Consider the following 20,540-nt stretch of genomic DNA (forward strand, 5'->3'; position numbering starts at 1 on the left):
GCCACTGGCGCAACCCGCAGGGCGTGCAGACGAGCTTTTTAAGCGCTGAAGAGGTGGAGAACCTCACCATCCGCTCAGGCACCTTGAACCAGGCCGAGCGCGACACCATCAATTACCACATCGTCGCCACCATCAAGATGCTGGAGACGCTGCCTTGGCCACGCCACCTCAAAAACGTGCCCGAATACGCAGGCGGCCACCACGAGCGCATGGACGGCAAGGGCTACCCGCGTGGCCTCACGCGCGACCAGATGTCGCTGCAGGCCCGCATGATGGGCATTGCCGACATCTTTGAAGCGCTGACAGCCGCAGACAGGCCCTACAAAAGCGGCATGACCCTGTCGCAGGCGCTGGCCATCATGTGCAAGATGCGCGACAACGGCCACATCGATCCTGAGCTGTTCGAGGTGTTTGTGCGAGAAGGCGTGTACCTGCGGTACGGGCAGGAGTTTCTGGAGCCCCAGCAGGTGGATGAGGTAGGGCCAGAGGTTCTGGCGCTGGCGGTGCGCGGCTGAAGTCGCACGCATCCATCTTGGTTTGCTCCTAAAATTATAGCTACTAGCGATTGATAGATAAGCGCTAGAGGCCAATTTCATTCAAAATTTTGGCATCTGGCCCCGTCTGCTGTGCGCCCAGCCAGGCACTGAAGGCCGTCATCGCGTCGGTCACCGGGCGCGACTGCAAGCGCGTCAGCCAGTACGAACCTTGCCGCAGTTCTTGCGCAAACGGCTGCACCAGCCGACCTTGCTGCAGTTCGCGCGTGAACATCGTCACCGGCAGCAACGCCATGCCAGCGCCTTGGGCAGCGGCTTCGGCCAGCGTCAGCGACGAGTCGAAAACGGCGCCGCGCACCACGGGGGAAGGAGCGCCTGCGGCTTCAAACCAGGCGGCCCATTCATCCGCGCGGTAGCTGCGCAGCAGGGGTTGCCGCGCCAGGTCGGCCGCCGTGCGCAGTCCATGGGCTAGGGACGGAGCGCACATGACGGACATGGGGGCGTCCATGATTCGCTCGGCATGCGTGCCGTGCCAGGCGCCATCGCCAAAGCGGATCGCGTAGTCCAGCCCTTCGCCCGCCATGTCCACGCGGTTGTTGTGCGTGAGCAGGCGCAGGTCCACAAACGGACAGGCTTGCTGAAAATCACGCAGCCGGGGCAGCAGCCAGCCCACGGCAAAGGTGCCGACGGCGCCCACGGTCAGCACCTCGCGCGGGCGGGTGTCGCCCAACTTTTCCAGGGCGCGCGCCAGGTTGGTAAACGACTCCGTCACCACCGGCAGCAGCGCCTGTCCCTCGTCCGTCAGTGCCAGCCCACGCGGTAAGCGGCGGAACAGCGGCTTGCCCAAACGCTCTTCCAGGTTGCGGATGTGCTGGCTGACCGCCGTTTGGGTCACATGCAGTTCGGCGGCTGCACGGGTCAGGTTCAGCTGGCGGGCCGATGCCTCAAAGGCGCGCAGGGCGTTAAGGGGCAGGTGCATGGTGGTCGATAGGGATAAGTTTTTCTTGGGTCTCGTGCCGATTATTGTCGATGGTGCTCCGGGCGTGCCACCGGTATCGTTGCACCCATTCCGACACCCACCTTAAAGGTAGAAAAATGCAACGACGCAACTTTGTGGCCGCCATCGGCCTGATCCCTCTGGCCACCATGGCCCAGACCAGCCCGCAGAAAAACAGTGGCTCTGCGGCCGACATCGCTTGGCTGGCCGACCTGAAACGCATCGAGGCCAGCGTGGGTGGCCGCGTGGGCGTGGCCGCGCTCGATACCCATACCGGCCGGCAGATCGCGCACCGGGGGGGAGAGCGCTTTCCCATGGCCAGCACCTTCAAGCTGCTGCTGGCCGCGCAGACCCTGCGCCGCGTGGACCAGGGCCACGACAAGCTGGACCGGCGCATCACCTACACCAAAAAAGACCTGGTGACCTACTCGCCCGTGACCGAGCCGCACGCCGATGGCGCCGGTCTCACGGTGGAAGAGCTGTGCGCCGGCACCATGACCCTGAGCGACAACACCGCCGCCAACCTGCTGTTGGCCAGCAACGGCGGCCCACCCGCGCTCACGGCCTATGTGCGCTCGCTGGGCGACAGCATCACGCGGCTGGACCGCATCGAGCCCGAACTCAACGAGGCCAGGCCGGGCGACCCGCGCGACACCACCACGCCCGTGGCCATGGTGCACTGCATCCAGGCGCTGGCCCTGGGCGAAGCCCTGTCACCGGCCTCGCGCGAGAAGCTGCAGGGCTGGCTGCTGGGCAACAAGACGGGCGACAAGCGCCTGCGCGCCCGCCTGCCCGAGGGCTGGAAGGCGGGGGAGAAGACCGGCACCGCATCGCGCGGCACCAGCAATGACGCGGGCGTGTTCTGGCCGCCAGCGCGCAAGCCCATCGTGGTGAGCTGCTACCTGACCGGGGGCGAGGCGCCGCCCGAGCAGCGCGATGCCGCCATGGCAGAGATTGGCGCGCTGGTGGCGCAATGGGCGCTGGCAGCGTAAGTGTGCCTATCCGCTACTGCTGGCTGCACTTCGCGAGCGCTTTGAAACTGGCGCGCCCAATGCCAGTGCCCCCGTGCAAGGGCCGCCCCGCCGCACTGGGGGCGTCCCCTGGGGGGATGGCGCGCAGCGCCTCAGGGGGGCAGCAAATGTTTTGCGTGCAGGGCCATCATCTTCTCTTCGTTGGCTGCGATGACCAGGGTCTCGAAGCGGCCCAGCATCTGCAGCCGCGCCAGCACCGCGGCGCGCACCGGCTCGGCGTTCTCGCCGATGCCACCGGTGAACACCAGGGCATCGAGCCCGCCCAGGGACACGGCCAGCATGGCCGTGTACTGCGCCACCTTCAGCGCGAAGTAGTCGACCGCAAAGGCCGCCTGCGGGTCGGCGCTGGCCAGCAGAGCCTGCATGTCGCTGCTGACGCCGGACAGGCCCTTGAGGCCCGACTCCTGGTACAGGGTGTGCTCAACCTGCGCGGAATCCATCCCCAGTTCTCGCTGCAGGTAGATGACGGCACCCGCATCGATGGCGCCGCTGCGCGTGCCCATGGGCAGGCCATCGAGCGCGGTCATGCCCATGGTGGTGTCGACGCTGCGGCCTGCGTGCATGGCGCACAGGCTGGCACCATTGCCCAGGTGCGCGGCCACCACGCGGGCCTCGCGCAGTTCGGGGCGGGTGCGGGCGATCTCGTGCGCCAGCCATTCGTACGACAGGCCGTGGAAGCCGTAGCGGCGCACGCCCTGGGCGCGCAGCGCCTGGGGCAGCGCAAAGGTCTGGAACAGCGGGTCTATGCGCGCATGGAAGGCGGTGTCGAAGCAGGCGATGTCCAGCGCATGGCTGGCCAGGCGCTCTGACGCTGCAATGCCGGCCAGGTTGTGCGGCTGGTGCAGGGGCGCCAGCGGGGCCAGCGCCTGGAGCCGGGCCACGATGTCGGGCGTGACGAGCACCGGCGCGCGGAAGTCCGCACCGCCATGCACCACCCGGTGCACCACGGCCGCCAGGTGCCAGCCGTCGTCGTGCTGGTCGATCAGCGCGATCACGGCCGCCATGGCGGTGTCGTGGTCGGCCGCAGGCAAGGGCGTGCGCAGCGGCGCCTCGGCCCCGGCCAGGGTGGCCGACAGTTGCGCGCTGGTGCCGATGCCGGTCACCTTGCCGGCCATCAGCACGGCGAGCGACTCGCGCTCGAACACCTGGAACTTGATGCTGGACGAGCCGACGTTCAGCACCAGCAGCACCGGGGTGGCCTTCTTCATTTGATCAGCCCCGTGCTGCGGGCATGGGCCAGCAGCAGAGCCACGGCGCACGACAGCAGGCGGGCCCGCTGGCTGTCGGCGCGGCTGGTCAGGATGATGGGCACGCGCGCGCCCAGCACGATGCCGGCGGCCTCGGCACCACTCAGAAAGATGAGCTGCTTGGCCAGCATGTTGCCCGCCTCGATGTTGGGCACCAGCAGGATGTCGGCGTTGCCCGCGACCTCGGAGACGATGCCCTTGGTGCGGGCCGCCTCCACGCTGATCGCATTGTCGAAGGCCAGCGGCCCGTCGATCAGGCAGCCCGTGATCTGGCCCCGGTCGGCCATCTTGCACAGGGCAGCGGCATCGAGCGTGGCTATCATCTTCGGGCTGACGGTCTCTACCGCCGCCAGCACCGCCACCTTGGGCAGGATGTCGGCGCCGAACAGCGCATGCCAGAGATCGACGGCGTTCTGCACGATGTCGACCTTGGTGGCCAGGTCGGGCGCAATGTTCACCGCCGCGTCGGTGATGATGAAGGCCTTGGAATAGCTTTCCTGGTCGATCAGGAAGGCGTGGGAGATGCGCCGCTCGGTGCGCAGGCCGGCGTCGCTCTTCACCACGGCGGCCATCAGCTCGTCGGAATGCAGCGAGCCCTTCATCAGCGCATCGACCTCGCGCGCCGCGGCCATTGCCACTGCCTTTGCGGCCGCGTCGTGGCTGTGCTCGGCGTCGACCAGTTCCCAGGCTGAGATGTCCACGCCCGCCGCTTCGGCGGCCTCGCGGGTGCGCGTGGCGGGCCCCACCAGCACGGGGGTGATCAGCCCGGCCTCGTGGGCCTCGCGCGCTGCCTGCAGCACATTGGCGCTGACCGCGTGGACGATGGCCGTGCGCGCTGGCGCCAGCGTGCGGCAACGGGTCAGCAGGGTGTCGGCATCAAAGCTGTTCATCGGGGGTCACCACGGTTGGAGGAGAAAGGGGCGCTGGGGAATGGGGGCGCAAGCGGACACCGTCTCTACGCCCGGCGTGGCAGGGGCGCGATCAGAGCTTTTTCACCAGCACCTGGCTGCGCCGGTCCCAGTTGTACTTGCGCTTGCGCGCCTCGGGCAGCCAGTCGGGGTCGGCGGGCTGAAAGCCGCGCTTGATGAACCAGTGCATGGTGCGTGTGGTCAGGACGAAGATGCTGTCCAGCCCGGCAGCCCGGGCGCGCTGCTCGATGCGCTTGAGCAGCTTCTCGCCATCGCCCGTGCCCTGGCTTTGCGGCGACACGGTGACGGCGGCCATCTCGGCTGTCTTGGACTCTGGGTAGGGGTAGAGCGCCGCGCAGCCAAAGATCACGCCGTCGTGTTCGATGATGGTGTAGGCGGCGATGTCGCGTTCAATCTCGGTACGGTCGCGTTTGACCAGCGTTCCATCGTTCTCGAAGGGCTCGATCAGCTGCAGGATGCCGCCCACATCGTCAATGGTGGCTTCGCGCAGTTCTTCGAGTTTTTCGTCGATCACCATGGTGCCGATGCCGTCGTGCACATACACCTCCAGCAGCAGCGACCCATCCACCGCAAACGGCAGGATGTGGCTGCGTTCCACGCCGGCCTTGCAGGCCTTCACGCAGTGCTGCAGGTAAAAACCCGTGTCGGTGGGGGTTTGCGCGGTAGGCAAGGTGGCCAGCAGCGCCTGGGCTGCCGCCAGCGGCAACTCGGTGTCGATGGGGTTTTCTTCGCTCTCGGGCTCGCCGGGCAACATGCGAATGCCTTGCACTTCGCTCAAGAAGATCAGCTTATCGGCCCGCATCTCGATGGCCACGCTGGTCGCCACTTCTTCCATGCTCAGGTTGAAGGCTTCGCCAGTGGGCGAAAAACCAAACGGCGACAGCAGTACCAGCGCGCCCATGTCCAGCGTGCGCTGGATGCCCGCCACGTCCACCTTGCGCACCAGGCCCGAGTGCTGAAAGTCCACCCCGTCCACGATGCCCACGGGCCGCGCAGTCAGAAAGTTGCCCGAGATGACACGCACCGTGGCGCCCGCCATGGGTGTGTTGGGCAGGCCCTGGCTGAAAGCCGCCTCAATCTCATAACGCAGCTGGCCCGCAGCCTCTTGCGCGCAGTCCAGCGCCACCGAATCAGTGATGCGGATGCCGTGCGAATACTTGGCCGCATGCCCCTTGGCCGCCAGTTGCTCGTTTACCTGCGGGCGAAAGCCATGCACCAGCACGATGCGCACACCCATGGCCTGGATGAGCGCCAAGTCCTGCGCAATGTTGTGCAGCTTGCCCGCCGCAATGGCTTCACCCGTCAGTCCGATAACAAAGGTCTGGTTGCGGAACTTGTGGATGTAGGGCGCTACCGAGCGGAACCAGGGGACGAAGGTGAAATTGAAGACAGCGGACATGGAAGGGGGCGGGTGGGGCGGTGGTGGTAATGCGTGAGGAGCGAATGATAAGTGTCCTTAGAGACACAGCGTTCTGTAACGTGGCTCAGCTGCGATGGCCTTCCAACAGTGCTGCGATACGGCCACGCCAGCGTTCTGCATCTTCCCGTTGGTCAAAACCGCCCAGGTGCATGGGGCGCTCGCCATGTACTGCCAGGCTCAGCACGTAGTTGGGGCCGTCTTCCGAGGCACGTTCCAGAATATCGGGTGGTGCAAAGCGATCAAAGCCAATGGGCGCATGGCGCGAATCCAGCGGCCAGCGCGAGGTGCGCAGAACACGGCGCCCAGCGGCGTCGAATTGCAGCGTCAGCACCCGCGCCAAAGCGATCACCAAAAAAAGCACGCCCATGGCGCAGGCCGCCAGCACACAGGCTGCAGCCAGCAGCAGGTGTGGCCAGGGGGTCTGGGCGCTGGCGTGCATCACAAAGGGCACAGGAATCAGGAACATGCACAGGCCGATGATGCCCACAAAGAGCCGCATCGGCGCCGAGATGTGCTCCGCGTAGCGCAGTCCGTCGGGAGATTCAGAAAACCCGCTGGCCATGGTGTTCCTTGGTGGGTTGTATCCCGATGCGGCGATGGTGCGAGCGTTGCATGGCTGTGTGTCACTTTCTGCAAGGCTGGACCGATCCCGATCCCGACCCACGTGCGAGAAACGCGCTGAGTTTGGCCCCGAACGGCTCCAGCACCAAACCTTCTTCCGGCAGCGTGCCAGCGGCACCCGAGGGGGCTGCCAGTGCAATGCCGCAGTGTTTGAGCAGTGCCACCATCTCTAACGGCGCAATGGTGCCGTGCTCCAGCAACGCGTCCACCGTGCGGCCCAGGGCTTCGCGGTGGGTCTCCAGCAGCGTCTGGGCGCGCTGGTATTGCTGCTGCATCAGGGCTTCAATGGCTTCGTTGCTCGGGCCCACGTCGGTGTTCACATGGTTGTCCATCTCCACCGTGACGTCGGTGCGCGCCAGTCGTGCACCAAAGCCGTGGTGGCGGATGTAGCGCGCCGCCTCGGCCGTCACCTGCTTGAAGTCCTGCTCGGCCCCGGTGGTGCAGGCCATTTCGCCAAACACCAGCTCCTCTGCCACCCGACCGGCCAGACCGACACACATCATGTCCAGAGCGTTCTGCCGCGTGGTGGCTTTGAGGCTGGAGAAGCTGTTGTACCCGCCCTCGAACGACGCAATGTTGATCTTCACCTCTTGCGGTGCGTGGCCGAACAGCACGCAGTAGGCCAGACCGTGGCCGGCCTCGTGCACCGCCAGCAGCGCGCGAAAGTCCGCATTGGCCCGTTGCTTGAGCCGGTTCAGCTCCAGCGTGACAGGAAACGCAGCCTGCGCCACGCCTTCTGGCCCTTGGCCCTGCACCAGCAGATGCCGCTTGTCGGGCGCCAAGTGGATGGCGAACTCTTGCGCGAGTGGAAGCTGCTCCTGCATCACCCAGAGCGCGGCGTTGACCAGGTTGGCGCTCAAGATGGCGTGCACCGATGAAAACAGCGGTCGGGTGCCTTGCGCAGGGAACACCGCGTTGGCATACAGCTCGTCCAGCACGTCCTGCCCAATGGCAAAACGCACGCCGCACTGCGCGGCAATGTCGTCTACATAGCGTGCGCACAGGTTGCGGATGAGATGCTCGTACGTCGCCTTGCTGAACGAGGGGTAGACGACATGCTCATTGCCCAGCCGTGCTATCTGCTCGGGCTTGAAGCGCTCACCCAGCGCCTTCTTCACATCGATGAGCGAGAGTTTGCGTGTGAGGCGGTGAAAGATGTCGGCATCGGTGTCGCAGTCTTCCACACGTTGCGCGGTCTCGTGGTACATCTCGTCGAGGTTGCCGCAGACAAACACCAGCAGCTTGCTGTAGTCGGTCTCCCACGCGTGGCTCGATTGCTGAAAGCTGGCAAACAGCGCCTGCACCTTGGCGGGCGGCCACAACATGATCTCGGCCAGGGGCTCTGAGAGCTTGAGCATGCGTTTGAGTTCTTGTGCGTCCCACGCGTCCAGCTGAAAGCGGTAGGGCTTCTTGCCTGCACGCTCATCGTCGTTGTCCTCGGCGCGTTCCGCCTCGTAGTGCGCATCGGCCAGCTTGCGCTCGATGTTGGACAACGCGCTGAGCGCAGGGGGCAGGCGCCCGTCGGACAGCAGCGTCCACACGTCCTGATAACGCTCCACCTTCACCTCTTCACCTTTGCGGTTCACGGTGCGAAAGCGCTGAAATTCGTCCAACACCAGCATGCCCGGTGCGCCTTCGTGAATGCCCGAGTCGCCCAGCATGCCCGAGATGGTGGAGCTGCGGTAGCTGGCCCCGTGGCTGAAGCCGTCCATCTGCACTTCGACAAAACGGTCGTAAAAGCCCAGCAATTGCGCCAGGCGCCGGGTGAGCTGTGTCTTGCCTGTGCCGGTCAGGCCCCATAGGCACACGATGACCGGCCGGGTGATGAGTTGGGGCAGCACATACCAGGCGCGGATGGCATCGACTACGCGGTCGATCACGTCGTCAATGCCGAACAGCTCGGCTTTCAGTTGCTGGGCAGCGGCAGTCAATGCGTGCTGGCGCTGGGCCAGCTCGGCACTGCTGGCAAGGGCCGTGGTGGGCCCCGCCGCCTGGGCACGTACCGGCGCTGGGTACGGCATGTCTGGTGGAAGCGGACCACCAGCCAGCACCGGGTGCGGAGTGGGATGCCGCGGGTGGGACGGCAGCGGGTTGTTGAATGGATTCATATCAATCGTTCGAAAAAGGGTTCTGGATCGCCTTGCGCAGGGCGACGTTGTCCGCACGGCGCTGGGCCCCACGGGTTCGGATGTGTTTGCCTGCCGCACTCGACAGGCTGCGCTGGGCCAGCGCGGCGGCCACAGGGTTTCGGGGTGGACCCGAGGCTTCGAGCGTCAGGACCAGGGGCGCTTTCATGCGACGCAGCTTTTTAAGCCCACCCTGGGCGTACGCCCGAGACAATTTTTTGGCACTCATGGTGTGCACGTACTCCACAAACAAAAAACCCCGGCAATAGGGCCAGGGCTTGCGGAGCGCGTGAAAGGGTGCGCGGGTGCATTTGCCATGGCTGAACTGTGTGTGCACAGTCCAGCCGGGGCGGTGGACTGTGGTCAGACGGGTGCGGTGTAAAAGGCAGACATGTCGGGGGACCTCCAGGGGTTCGTTCGGGCCGCGCGCCAAGGGTGGCGCTGTGTGAGGGCTTGCGAAGAATGGCCGCGATTTTGGCGGCCCTTGTGGGCTTTGGCAACGAAAAGCGCTGAAAACGCAGCAATCGCCGAAAAATGTCGCACCAAAAGCACAGGTGTGGCCCAGGGGGCAGGGTGCCGCTACGGATAATGCGGGCCTATGTCTTCTTCTGATTCGCGTTTGCCTGAGCCTTCCAGCACCCCCACACCGACATCCGCCTCACCCGCAATCTCAGCTTTGCCCGCGCGGCTGCGCATCACATTTCCCGAATCGTTGCCCGTGTCGGGCAAGCGCGAAGAGATCATGGAGGCCATCAGCAAGCACCAGGTCATCATCGTGTGTGGTGAAACGGGCTCCGGCAAAACCACGCAGCTGCCCAAGATTGCGCTGGCGCTGGGCCGGGGCAAGTGCAACGCCAAGCCAGGTCAAAAAGGCCAGCTCATCGGCCACACCCAGCCGCGCCGCATTGCCGCCAGCAGCGTGGCCAAGCGCATTGCCGAAGAGCTGAACACGCCACTGGGGGATGTGGTGGGTTTCAAGGTGCGGTTTCAGGACCGCCTTAGCCGCGATGCCTCCGTCAAGCTGATGACCGACGGCATCTTGCTGGCCGAGACACAGACCGACCCGCTGCTCAAAAACTACGACACCATCATCATTGACGAGGCGCACGAACGCAGCCTGAACATCGACTTTTTGCTGGGGTACATCCGCCAGATCCTGCCGCGCCGACCAGACTTGAAGGTCATCGTCACCTCGGCGACCATCGACGCTGACCGGTTTGCCAAGCATTTCGAAAGCGCCAAGGGCCCCGCGCCCGTCATCATGGTGTCGGGCCGCACCTTCCCGGTCGAGCAGCGCTACCGTCCGTTTGAAGACAGCCGCGACTACGGCCTGAACGAGGCCATTGCCGATGGTGTGGACGAGCTGTGGCAGGGCAATGCGGCGGGCGACATCCTGGTCTTTCTGCCTGGCGAGCGCGAAATCCGGGAAGCGGCCGACCACCTGCGCAAGCACCTGGCGCACCAGCCCGTGATGCGCAACGCCGAGGTGCTGCCCCTGTTTGCACGCCTGTCGCAGGCCGAGCAGGACCGCATTTTTGACGGACACACGGGCCGCCGCATTGTGCTGGCCACCAACGTGGCCGAGACTTCGCTCACCGTGCCAGGCGTCCGATACGTCATCGACGCAGGCACAGCGCGCGTCAAGCGCTACAGTTTTAGAAGCAAGGTAGAGCAATTGCTGGTGGAGCCCATCAGCCAGGCCGCTGCCAACCAGCGCGCCGGGCGCTGCGGGCGCGTGGCCAACGGCATCTGCATTCGGCTGTACGACGAAGCAGGCTTCAACGGCCGCCCGCGTTTTACCGACCCTGAGATCCTGCGCAGCTCGCTGGCGGGGGTCATCCTGCGCATGAAGTCGCTGCACCTGGGCGACGTGGTGCAGTTTCCGTTCATCGAGGCCCCGTCGGGCCGGGCCATTGCCGACGGCTACCAGCTGCTCGGCGAGCTGGGCGCTGTGGACGACGCCAACGAACTGACCCCCATGGGCGTGGCGCTGTCGCGCCTGCCGCTGGACCCGCGCGTGGGTCGCATGATTCTGGAAGCCCGCGACCGCAAGGCGCTGGACGAAGTGCTCATCATTGCCAGCGCGCTCAGCGTGCAGGACGTGCGCGACCGGCCCATGGAGGCGCAGCAGCAGGCCGACCAGGCCCACGCCAAGTTTGACGACGACAAGAGTGAGTTCAGCGGCTACCTCAAGCTATGGAAGTGGATCAACGAGGCCCGGGGCGGGGCACCCAGCCTGCCATCGGCCCGTGCCCAAAAAGCCATGGCGGCGCAGAAAGCGCCCTCGCAGGCCTTCTTGCCAGTGGCGCAGCGCAGCAGTGGCCGAAGTCCTGTGGAGGCGCCACCCAGTGCTGCATCCGCGGCCAACGCAACCGTCGCCGCACCAGCGGCCACCCACAAGCTCAGCAACCGCCAGTACGAGCAGTTGCTGCGCCAGAACTTCATCAGCATCCGCCGCCTGCGCGAATGGCGCGACATTCACACCCAGCTGCTCACGGTGGTGACTGAACACAAGTGGCAAATCAACACCCAGCCGGCCAGCTACGAGCAACTGCACCTGTCCATGCTGGCCGGTCTGCTGGGCAACGTGGGCTTTAAAAGCGAAGAGGAAGACTGGTACCTGGGCGCGCGTGGCATCAAGTTCTACAAGCACCCCGGCGCGCACCTGAGCAAGAAGCCCGGCCGCTGGATCATTGCGTCCGAGCTGGTGGAAACCACGCGCCTGTTTGGCCGGGGCATTGCCGCCATCGAACCGCAGTGGCTGGAGCAGATGGGCGGGCATCTGTTGCGCAAGCAACTGCTCGACCCGCACTGGGAAAAGAAATCTGCCGAAGTGGTGGCCCTGGAGCGCGCCACGCTCTACGGCATCGTGGTTTACAACAACCGCCGCATCAACTTCGGCAAGATCGATCCGCACGCAGCGCGCGAAATTTTCATCCGTGAGGCTATGGTGGGCGGCAATTGGGAGACCAAGCTGTCTTTTCTGGCCGCCAACCAAAAGCTCATTGCCAAGGTCGAAGAGCTGGAGCACAAGTCGCGCCGCCAGGACGTGCTGGTGGACGACGAGCTGATCTACGCCTTCTACGACCAGCAACTGCCGCCCGAGGTGTGCAGCGGCCACAGCTTTGAGGCTTGGTACCGCGAAGAGTCCAAAAAGCAACCGGAGCTGCTCAAGCTCACCCGCGACGAGCTGATGCGCCACGAGGCCGCTGGCATCACCACCAACGCATTTCCCAAAACCGTGCGCTTGGGCGGCGTGGACTGCGCCGCCACCTACCTGCACGAGCCCGGCGATGCGCGCGACGGCATCACCGTGACCATCCCGCTGTTCGTGCTCAACCAGGTAAACGACGAGCGCTGCGAATGGTTGGTCCCCGGCATGCTCAAGGACAAAATCCAGGCCCTGCTCAAAAGCCTGCACCAGCGCCCACGCAGCCGCTTTGTGCCGCTGCCCGAATCCGCCACGCGGCTGGCCGCGCTGCTGGGTACGCCCGAGCGTTTTGGCACGGGCAGCCTGACCGACGTGTTGCTGAAGCAAGTGCGCGACGAAACATCGCTGGACGTGAAGCGCGCCGACTTCAAGCTCGACATGCTCAGCCCCCACCTGTTCATGAACTTCCGCGTGGTCGATGAACACGGCCGCCAGTTGGGCCATGGCCGCAACCTGGGTGCGCTCAAGGCCGAATGGGGTGCCAAGGCGCGCGGGGCGTTCCAGGCGCTGGCAGGGCTTAAGTTGGCTGGTACTGCGGCAGCGGCTGAAAATTTAGAGTCAAAAGTGCCTCCAGCGCTTGATGGGAAAGCGCTACCAGCTATTAAATCAGGAGTAAAAGGCGTCGCGCAACCTGCCAAACCAGTGGCGCCCGCCAGCACCGCACCAGCGGCGCCCGCAGGCCAGCGCTACACCACCTGGACATTTGGCGAGCTGCCCGAGCTGATGGAGATCAAAAAGGCCGGCCAGACGCTGATCGGCTTCCCCGCCCTCATCGACGGGGGCGACGCCGTCACCATCGAAGTGTTCGACGAGCCCGAAGTGGCCGCCGCCAAACACCGCGCGGGCCTGCGCCGCCTGTTTGCGCTGCAGATCAAGGACGCGCTCAAGTACCTGGAAAAGAACATCCCCGACCTGCAAAAAATGGCCGTGGCCTACATGCAGGTGGGCCGCAACGCAGACGGCACCGGCGGAGGCACGCAAGAAGAGCTGCGCGCCCAGATCATCGACGTGGCACTGGACCGTGCCTTTTTGCTCGACCCGCTGCCCACCGACGAATTCGCCTTCAAGCGCCGCATGGAAGAGGGCCGGGGCCGCCTCACGCTGATCGCCAATGAAGTGGCGCGGCTGGCCAGCACCATTCTGATTGAATACGCCGTGGCGGTCCGCAAGATCAAGGACACCAAAAACGCCCCGGAGGCCACACAAGACGCCCAGCAGCAACTGGCCCGCCTCATGCCCAAGAACTTCATCGCCGTGGCCCCGTGGACACAGCTGGCCCACTACGCCCGCTATCTCAAAGCCATCACGCTGCGGCTGGACAAATACCGCGCCGACCCCGCCCGCGACGCCACCAAACTGGCCGAACTGCGCCCGCAAGAGCAGCGCTACTGGCGCCTGGTGGCCGAGCGCAAGGGCGCGGTCGACGCGCGAATGCAGGAGCTGCGCTGGCTGCTCGAAGAATTGCGCGTGAGCTTCTTCGCGCAAGAGCTGCGCACGCCGCAGCCGGTGAGCGTGAAGCGGCTGGACAAGCTGTGGGCGCAGGTCAATAGCTGACAGACAGCACCGCGGGGCAAACGAGAAAAGCGGCCCGCGGCGATGGTAGCCCAGGCGCTCTGGCGAACCTACTCCGGGAGGAAATGGCTGTACATCATCAGTCGGCGGGCGCCATTGCCCGTCGACGGGCTGGTTTGTGCGATCCGCTCCTACAAACGGAGGGTGCTATCCCGCCGAAGCTGTCGTTTTACCTAAGGAGATGACTTATGCGCAAGATGATTTTGATGGCCCTAGCTGGATACCTCTGGAAGAAGTACCAGGCAAAAAAGGCAACATCTGCTGCTAACACAGCGTCCGGCCCGCTCTGACGGCTGGCGAGGGCCGCGCCCGCAGGCAAGCAACACACGGGCTACTCGGGGGCTTCACGTAGGTCTTGGTCGAATTGCCCTTCGGGTGGTTGTAGGATCATACGGCGCGTAGTTTGAATTTCTGAATGCGCGCGCTTCGGCTGAATAGGCAAGGCCGTAGACCGATGAAGGCGATGGACGCACTTGCGTCACCTGCGCGACCCCACATCAGTGGCATCCCCAATGCAGGCGCGCCTTTGGGGCTCTAGGCTGGCGGGCAAAGGAATCACTCATGCGCCCTCATCACAAGTTCTGGCCCCGTCGGCTGCCTCACTCCATCACCTTGCCCGCCACTTCGCTGTGGGACAACCTGGCAACCAACGCCCGGCGGTACCCAGACAAAGCAGCCCTGGTGTTCTTTGGCCGCTCGGTGACTTACCAGGCGTTGGCAGAAGGTGCAGAGCAGTTGGCCGCACGGCTGGTGCAGCTGGGTGTCAAGCGCGGGGACCGCGTGGTGTTGTGCATGCAGAACTGCCCGCAATTGGTGATGGCGCATTTCGCCATCCTGCGGGCCAATGCGGTGGTGGTGCCCGTCAACCCGATGAACCGGGCTGAGGAACTCAAGCACTACATCACCGACCCCGACACCAAGGTTGCTTTCACTACGGCCGACCTGGCTCCGGAGATGGCTAAGGCCAGCAACGCGCTGCCGCTGGCTGAGCGCCTGGCCCATCTGGTTGTGACGCAATTCACCGATGCGTTTGACCCCAACGTGACCGGCGCCGATGCGCCGCCCGAGAACTGGATGGAATGGCTGGGCATCCGCCACCCCTTGCCCGCGCTGGAGGGCGGGCGCACCTACGCCTGGACGGATGCGGTGGCGTGCTCTGACATGCCGCCCGCGCTGGTGGTGGGGCCGGACGACCTGGCCTTGTTGCCCTATACCAGTGGCACCACCGGCCTGCCCAAGGGCTGCATGCATCTGCACAAAAGCATCATGCACAACGCGGTGTCGGGCTGCCTGTGGGGCAACGGGTCGGCTGACAACGTGACGCTGGCGGTGGTACCCATGTTCCACATCACCGGCATGGTGAGCGTGATGCACACGGCCATCTACAGCGGCGCCACGCTGGTGATCATGCCCCGGTGGGACCGCGACCTGGCGGGCCGCCTGATTTCGCGCTACCAGGTCACTACGTGGACGAATATTCCCACCATGGTCATCGACTTGCTGGGCAGCCCGAACTTTGCAAGCTATGACCTGTCCAGCCTGGTCTACATCGGCGGTGGTGGGGCGGCCATGCCGCAGGCCGTCGCCCAGCGCCTGCTGGAGCAATATGGCCTGCGTTATTCCGAAGGGTATGGCCTGACCGAGACGGCGGCACCTTCACACTCCAACCCGCCCGATCACCCCAAGCAGCAGTGCCTGGGCATTCCGTTCATGAGCACCGATGCCCGCGTGGTCGACCCCGACACGCTGCAGGAAATGCCGATGGGCGAGCAGGGCGAAATCATCATCCATGGCCCCGAGGTGTTTGATGGCTACTGGAAGCGGCCCGACGCCACGGCGGCGGCGTTTATCGACTTCGAGGGCAAGCGGTTTTTCCGCTCCGGTGATTTGGGGCGCATGGACGAGGATGGCTACTTCTTCTTGACGGACCGGCTCAAACGCATGATCAATGCCAGCGGTTTCAAGGTCTGGCCCGCCGAGGTCGAGGCCCTGATGTTCCGCCACCCCGCCATTCAAGAGGCCTGCATCATCGCCACCAAGGACAGTTACCGGGGCGAGTCTGTCAAAGCCGTTGTGGTGCTGCGTGCCACGCACCAGGACACCACCGAGCAGCAAATCATCGACTGGTGCCGCGAGAACATGGCCGTGTACAAGGCTCCGCGCATCGTGCAGTTTGTGGCGGCCTTGCCCAAGAGCGGCAGCGGCAAGGTGATGTGGCGCGCATTGCAGGAGCAGGAAGCTAAGTAGCCCGAAGTCGCCAGTCAATTCTTTGGCCCATCGCCAAAGAAAAAAGGGCTGCCATTGGCAGCCCTTTTTTTGTGGTGCTGTCAGGCTGTCAGTGCGACGACGTGGCCATGGTCAGCTCGCCCAGATCCCGCTCCAGCAACGCGGGGTCGCCCAGTTGCAGCTCGATCAACCGGCGCAGGTGCGTCACGCTGTCCAGGTCGATGCCGCGGCACAGCAGGCCGGTGTGCAGGCCTTCGACATGGGCCACTTCGGTGGACATGGCGATGTGGTTGCCGGTTTCGGCGAGGGGGATGGTGATCTGGCACAACATGCCCGCCTGAAGGACTGTTTGGGCAGGGACGGTGATGAGCGCGCCTTTCAGCGACAGATCCAGCACATGCACACTGAACGCGTCGGTGGCGGTGGTCAGCAGGGCCGGTGCGTCAAAACTCACACGGACAAAGTGGCGGCGTTCATGGGGCATCGCTGTCTCCTGGGCGAAGCGGGTGGTGGGCCGATGCTACTCCAAGGCTTAAACCTAGAAACGGCAGTTGACCGCTTAATTCTCTTCGGAAGGCCGCATGGGCATTAATTGCTCCACTTCGACAGCGTTCACCTGCGACGTGAGCACGCTATGCACCCGTCAGCACCCCCCTCGACGCGCCATGCGGCGTTGTTCCTCCTTGCGGGCAGGAGCCCGCCGCGTTGTCTCGCCTTGCCTGGCGCGCCGATAGCGGCACTGGCGGGCGCATCCAACTGCCGTTTCTAGGTTCAACCTAGAAACGGCAGTTGACCGCTTATTTGTCATCGGGCGGCTGCGGGACAACCCGATAGGGGAAGATTCCCTTTGGATATTTTTGCAACCTGTCGTTAACATGGGCTTCCGTCACCTGTGGGGTCCTGATGTGAATCCTGGCGTGTACCGGTTGGTTCGTTGGCGCGTGAGCTGGCTGCACAGGGTTATGTGGCTGCCCCTGCTGTTGTATGTCTGCGCTTGCGCCAACGCGCTGGCTGCGCCCCGGGAGCTGCGGGTAGGGGTTTACTCCAATGAGCCCAAGATCTTTGTCAACGCCAGCGGGCAGGCTTCGGGCATCTTCGTGGACCTGTTGCAACTGGTGGCAGAGCGTGAGCAGTGGACTCTCAAATACGTGCCCTGTACCTGGCAAGCGTGCCTCGATGCCCTGCGCGCAGGCGAGCTGGATCTGATGCCCGACGTGGCGCGCACGCCAGAGCGCGAAGGGCTGTACGACTTTCACACCTTGCCCGTGCTGCACAGCTGGTCGCAGATCTACCGTGCGCCCAGCAGCGCCATCCATTCGCTGTTTGACCTGCAGGGCAAGCGGGTCGCGGTGCTGCGGGGCTCGGTGCAGCGCGCTACCTTCATCAACATGCTGGACAGCTTTGGCATTCAGACCAGCATGGTGGATGCGGCCAGCCTGATGGATGCGTTTGCACTGGTGCAGCGGGGTGAGGCCGACGCGGTGATTGCCAACCACCTGTTTGGCAACTTTCATTCGGCGCGGTATGGCGTGGCAGATTCGGGCATCGTGTTTCAACCTTCGGTGCTGTTCTTTGTCACGGGCACGGGGCGCAACGCAGACGTGCTGGCGGCCATTGACCGGTCGGTGCAGGACTGGCGCAGCGGGGCAGACCCGTCGTACACCCGCGTTCTGCGCCACTGGGGGGCGCAAGAGCCCGCCGTCAAGATGCCCGTGGTGCTGTGGTGGGGCCTTGGGGCGCTGGCCGTCTTCAGTCTGCTGGCAGGCCTGATGGTGCTGGTGCTGCGCCGCCAGGTGCAAGAGCGCACGCGCCACATTCAAGCCAGCGAGCAGAAGCTGGCCACCATTTTGGACAGCGTGGGCGCGTTCATCTACATCAAGGGCAAGGACTACCGCTACCAGTACGCCAACCAGCAAACCGTCCAGCTGTTTGGCTGCTCGGGTCAGGATGTGGTGGGGCTGGAGGACTCGGCGTTTTTTGATGCGGCAACCACGGCGCGGCTGCGTGCCAATGACAAGCGCGTGATCGAGGGCGGCGAGACGCTCGAAGCCGAAGAGACGAACACCCAGCAGGGCAAAGGCGAAACGCGCACGTATCTCTCCGTCAAGATCCCCTTGCGGCACGCGGACGGACGCATTCACGCGCTGTGCGGCATCTCTACCGACATCACCGAGCGGCGCCGGTCCGAAGAGTCGCTGCAGATTGCGGCCACCGTGTTCGAGTCGTTCGAGGGCATGATCGTGACCGGGCCCGACCAGCGCATCCTGAAGGCCAACCAGGCCTTCGCGCGCTTGACCGGCTACAGCGTGGACGAGCTGGTGGGTCTGACGCCCAAACACCTGCACTCTGACCGACACGACGCGCAGTTTTATTCCGCCTTGCAAAGCACGCTGCGCACCCAGGGCGCCTGGCAGGGCGAGGTGTGGAACCGCCGCAAAGACGGCCAGGAGTATCCCGCCTGGATCACCATCACCACGGTGCGGTCTGCGGACGGCGACATCACCCATTACGTGGGCACCCAAACCGACATCTCCAGCCGCAAGGCCGCCGAAGAAGAAATTCGCGTGCTGGCGTTTTACGACCCGCTGACCGGCCTGCCCAACCGCCGCCTGATGACGGACCGCCTGCAGCACAGCCTGGCGACCTCGGTGCGATCGGGGGCCGGGGGCGCGCTGCTGTTTGTGGACATGGACAATTTCAAAGACCTGAACGACACCCAGGGCCATGAGATTGGCGACCAGTTGTTGCGGCAGGTGGCGGCCCGGCTGGGAGGCTGTGTGCGCACGGGCGACACGGTCGCTCGCCTGGGGGGCGATGAATTTGTGCTGCTGCTGGAAGGCCTCAGCCCCGCTCCCCACGAGGCGGCCGCGCAGGCCGAAAGCGTGGGCCGCACCGTGCTGCAGGCCTTGAGCCAAAGCTACCTGCTGGACGGCCACTCGCACCACAGCTCGTGCAGCATCGGAGTGGCCTTGTATGCCGATGCGCTGGGGTCGGTGGACGAACTCCTCAAGCGGGGTGATCTGGCCATGTACCAGGCCAAGGGGGCGGGGCGCAACACGCTGCGCTTTTTTGACCCGCGCACCCAAGCCGCGGTCACTGCGCGCACCGCCATGGAGTCCGGCCTGCGTGAAGCCCTGCGCGACGGGCAGTTTCTGCTGCACTATCAGGCGCAGATCAACCAGCACCGTGGCATTGTGGGCGCCGAGGCCCTGGTGCGCTGGCAGCATCCCCTGCGCGGCCTGGTGTCGCCGGGCGAATTCATACCGGTGGCCGAGGCGTCGGGCCTCATCGTGCCGTTGGGAGCCTGGATCCTGCGCACCGCCTGCCAGCAACTGATGGACTGGTCGCAAGACCCGCTGACCGCGCACTGGACGCTGGCCGTGAACGTCAGCGCCCGGCAGTTCCGCCACAGTCATTTTGTGGACGAGGTGCTGGGCGTGCTGGATGAGACCGGCGCCAACCCCCGCTTGCTGAAGCTGGAACTGACCGAAACCCTGCTGCTGGACGATGTGGAAGAAACCATCGAGCGCATGACCACCCTGCGCGCGCTGGGCCTGGGCTTCTCGCTGGATGACTTTGGCACGGGCTACTCATCCTTGAGCTACCTCAAGCGTTTGCCGCTGGACCAGCTCAAGATCGACCAGGGGTTTGTGCGCGATTTGCTGACCGACGCCAACGACGCCACCATCGCCCGCACCATCGTGACGCTGGCGCAGAGCCTGGACCTGGGCGTGATCGCCGAGGGCGTAGAAACCGAGGCCCAGCGCGACATGCTGGCCAGTCTGGGTTGCCACACCTGGCAGGGCTACCTGTTTGGGCGCCCAGGGCCCGCAAGTGCACTGCGGTTGGCAGCCGAGGCGGCGGCTGCTGCGGCGACTTGACCCCCAAACTACCGCCGCCAAGAGTCAACTCTGTTTTTGATAGCTGCTAGCGCTTATTGGATAAGCGCTAGAGGCCAATTTGGCTTGTATTTTTATAGGGTTGACCCGGTTCAGTACACCCGGTTCCATCGCCATTTGCTTACATCTTTCGCGCGGCGGCAGGCATACGCTGGCGCTGGGCTTGTTACAACCGAAGCCCTGACCATGGGCGGTGCATGTCTCTGTGCAGTCGCCGTGGCATTTCTCCAGGAGCTTTTTTATGAAAAACACCACCACTTCCACCATCCGCCTTTTGTTGTCGGGCGCTGTCACGGCGTTGGCATTGCTGGCAACCAGCGGTGCCCAGGCGCAGGGTTACGTCAATGCCACCGTGGGGGGCGAACTGGCACCGGGCGTCTATGGTCGCATCAACATCGGCAACGCGATGCCACCCCCACCGGTCATCTACGCAGAGCCTGTCGTCATCCAGCGCCCCGCCGTCGTCGTGCCGCGCTCCCCCATCTATCTGTACGTGCCCCCAGGCCATGCCAAGAATTGGGGCAAACATTGCTCCCGCTACAACGCATGTGCCCAGCCTGTGTACTTTGTGCAAGAGCCACCACCACGCCGCGGTCCTCCACACCGTGGCCCCCACAGCCGCGATGACCGCCGCTGGGACAACGACCACCGCCATGGTGGCAAACACAACCGGGACCACGACCGCGGCCGCAACGACAGCCGCCACGACGGACGGGGTGATGGCCGCGGTGACGGCCGTGGCCCAGGCCACCGCAACTGACCCCTGC

At 64.6% G+C, this 20,540-nt stretch carries 14 protein-coding genes; 6 read left to right on the forward strand and 8 right to left on the reverse strand.

All coding sequences use genetic code 11. From position 1 onward, the window contains the following. The coding region (locus tag ACK41V_RS10590; protein WP_409781744.1) for an HD-GYP domain-containing protein at positions 1-515 on the forward strand (515 nt) is incomplete at its 5' end. A gap of 64 nt (positions 516-579) precedes the next feature. Here ACK41V_RS10590 and ACK41V_RS10595 read toward each other — a convergent pair. After that, entirely contained in the window at positions 580-1,473 is an 894-nt protein-coding gene (locus ACK41V_RS10595) for a LysR family transcriptional regulator (RefSeq protein ID WP_409781747.1), read from the reverse strand. A 116-nt stretch (positions 1,474-1,589) separates the two neighbouring features. Between ACK41V_RS10595 and bla the strand changes: the two genes are divergently transcribed. Beyond that, positions 1,590-2,483 carry a class A beta-lactamase gene (bla, locus tag ACK41V_RS10600; RefSeq protein WP_409781749.1) on the forward strand — a complete coding sequence of 298 codons (894 nt, stop codon included), beginning with the start codon at positions 1,590-1,592 and terminating at the stop codon, positions 2,481-2,483. Positions 2,484-2,614: 131 nt separating this feature from the next. On the opposite strand, the gene ACK41V_RS10605 is transcribed toward bla, so the two are convergent. The 6 genes from ACK41V_RS10605 to ACK41V_RS10630 all read right to left on the reverse strand — a co-directional run bounded on the left by ACK41V_RS10605 (position 2,615) and on the right by ACK41V_RS10630 (position 9,094). After that, positions 2,615-3,730, reverse strand: coding sequence for an acetate/propionate family kinase (locus ACK41V_RS10605; RefSeq protein WP_409781752.1), 1,116 nt, complete (start codon positions 3,728-3,730; stop codon positions 2,615-2,617). Beyond that, positions 3,727-4,659: a bifunctional enoyl-CoA hydratase/phosphate acetyltransferase gene (locus ACK41V_RS10610; protein ID WP_409781755.1), complete on the reverse strand. Its 933-nt coding sequence runs from the start codon at positions 4,657-4,659 to the stop codon at positions 3,727-3,729. The genes ACK41V_RS10605 and ACK41V_RS10610 overlap by 4 nt, the downstream gene beginning before the upstream one ends. Before the next feature lie 91 nt (positions 4,660-4,750). Continuing rightward, positions 4,751-6,097 carry an amino-acid N-acetyltransferase gene (gene argA, locus ACK41V_RS10615; RefSeq protein WP_409781757.1) on the reverse strand — a complete coding sequence of 449 codons (1,347 nt, stop codon included), beginning with the start codon at positions 6,095-6,097 and terminating at the stop codon, positions 4,751-4,753. A gap of 85 nt (positions 6,098-6,182) precedes the next feature. Beyond that, complete coding sequence (locus ACK41V_RS10620; RefSeq protein ID WP_409781760.1) at positions 6,183-6,680, reverse strand: hypothetical protein; 498 nt, start codon at positions 6,678-6,680, stop codon at positions 6,183-6,185. Positions 6,681-6,741: 61 nt separating this feature from the next. Continuing rightward, positions 6,742-8,847, reverse strand: a complete 2,106-nt coding sequence (locus ACK41V_RS10625) for an AAA family ATPase (RefSeq protein ID WP_409781762.1) — start codon at positions 8,845-8,847, stop codon at positions 6,742-6,744. 1 nt (position 8,848) lies between these two features. Beyond that, entirely contained in the window at positions 8,849-9,094 is a 246-nt protein-coding gene (locus ACK41V_RS10630; RefSeq protein ID WP_409781765.1) for a hypothetical protein, read from the reverse strand. A gap of 513 nt (positions 9,095-9,607) precedes the next feature. Between ACK41V_RS10630 and hrpA the strand changes: the two genes are divergently transcribed. Together hrpA and ACK41V_RS10640 are read left to right on the forward strand one after the other, a co-directional pair. After that, entirely contained in the window at positions 9,608-13,630 is a 4,023-nt protein-coding gene (hrpA, locus tag ACK41V_RS10635) for an ATP-dependent RNA helicase HrpA (RefSeq protein ID WP_409781888.1), read from the forward strand. 579 nt (positions 13,631-14,209) lie between these two features. Next, a complete protein-coding gene (locus ACK41V_RS10640) occupies positions 14,210-15,895 on the forward strand; it encodes a long-chain fatty acid--CoA ligase (protein ID WP_409781768.1) in 1,686 nt (561 codons plus the stop codon). An 88-nt stretch (positions 15,896-15,983) separates the two neighbouring features. On the opposite strand, the gene ACK41V_RS10645 is transcribed toward ACK41V_RS10640, so the two are convergent. Continuing rightward, positions 15,984-16,358 carry a PilZ domain-containing protein gene (locus ACK41V_RS10645; RefSeq protein WP_409781770.1) on the reverse strand — a complete coding sequence of 125 codons (375 nt, stop codon included), beginning with the start codon at positions 16,356-16,358 and terminating at the stop codon, positions 15,984-15,986. 478 nt (positions 16,359-16,836) lie between these two features. Here ACK41V_RS10645 and ACK41V_RS10650 point away from each other — a divergent pair, with 478 nt between their 5' ends. Together ACK41V_RS10650 and ACK41V_RS10655 are read left to right on the forward strand one after the other, a co-directional pair. After that, positions 16,837-19,755, forward strand: a complete 2,919-nt coding sequence (locus tag ACK41V_RS10650; RefSeq protein WP_409781773.1) for an EAL domain-containing protein — start codon at positions 16,837-16,839, stop codon at positions 19,753-19,755. A gap of 259 nt (positions 19,756-20,014) precedes the next feature. Beyond that, positions 20,015-20,533 carry a hypothetical protein gene (locus tag ACK41V_RS10655; RefSeq protein WP_409781776.1) on the forward strand — a complete coding sequence of 173 codons (519 nt, stop codon included), beginning with the start codon at positions 20,015-20,017 and terminating at the stop codon, positions 20,531-20,533. The last annotated feature ends 7 nt before the right edge of the window (positions 20,534-20,540 follow it).

It is taken from the genome of Acidovorax sp., assembly GCF_046291265.1.
Taxonomy (GTDB): Bacteria; Pseudomonadota; Gammaproteobacteria; order Burkholderiales; family Burkholderiaceae_C; genus Acidovorax.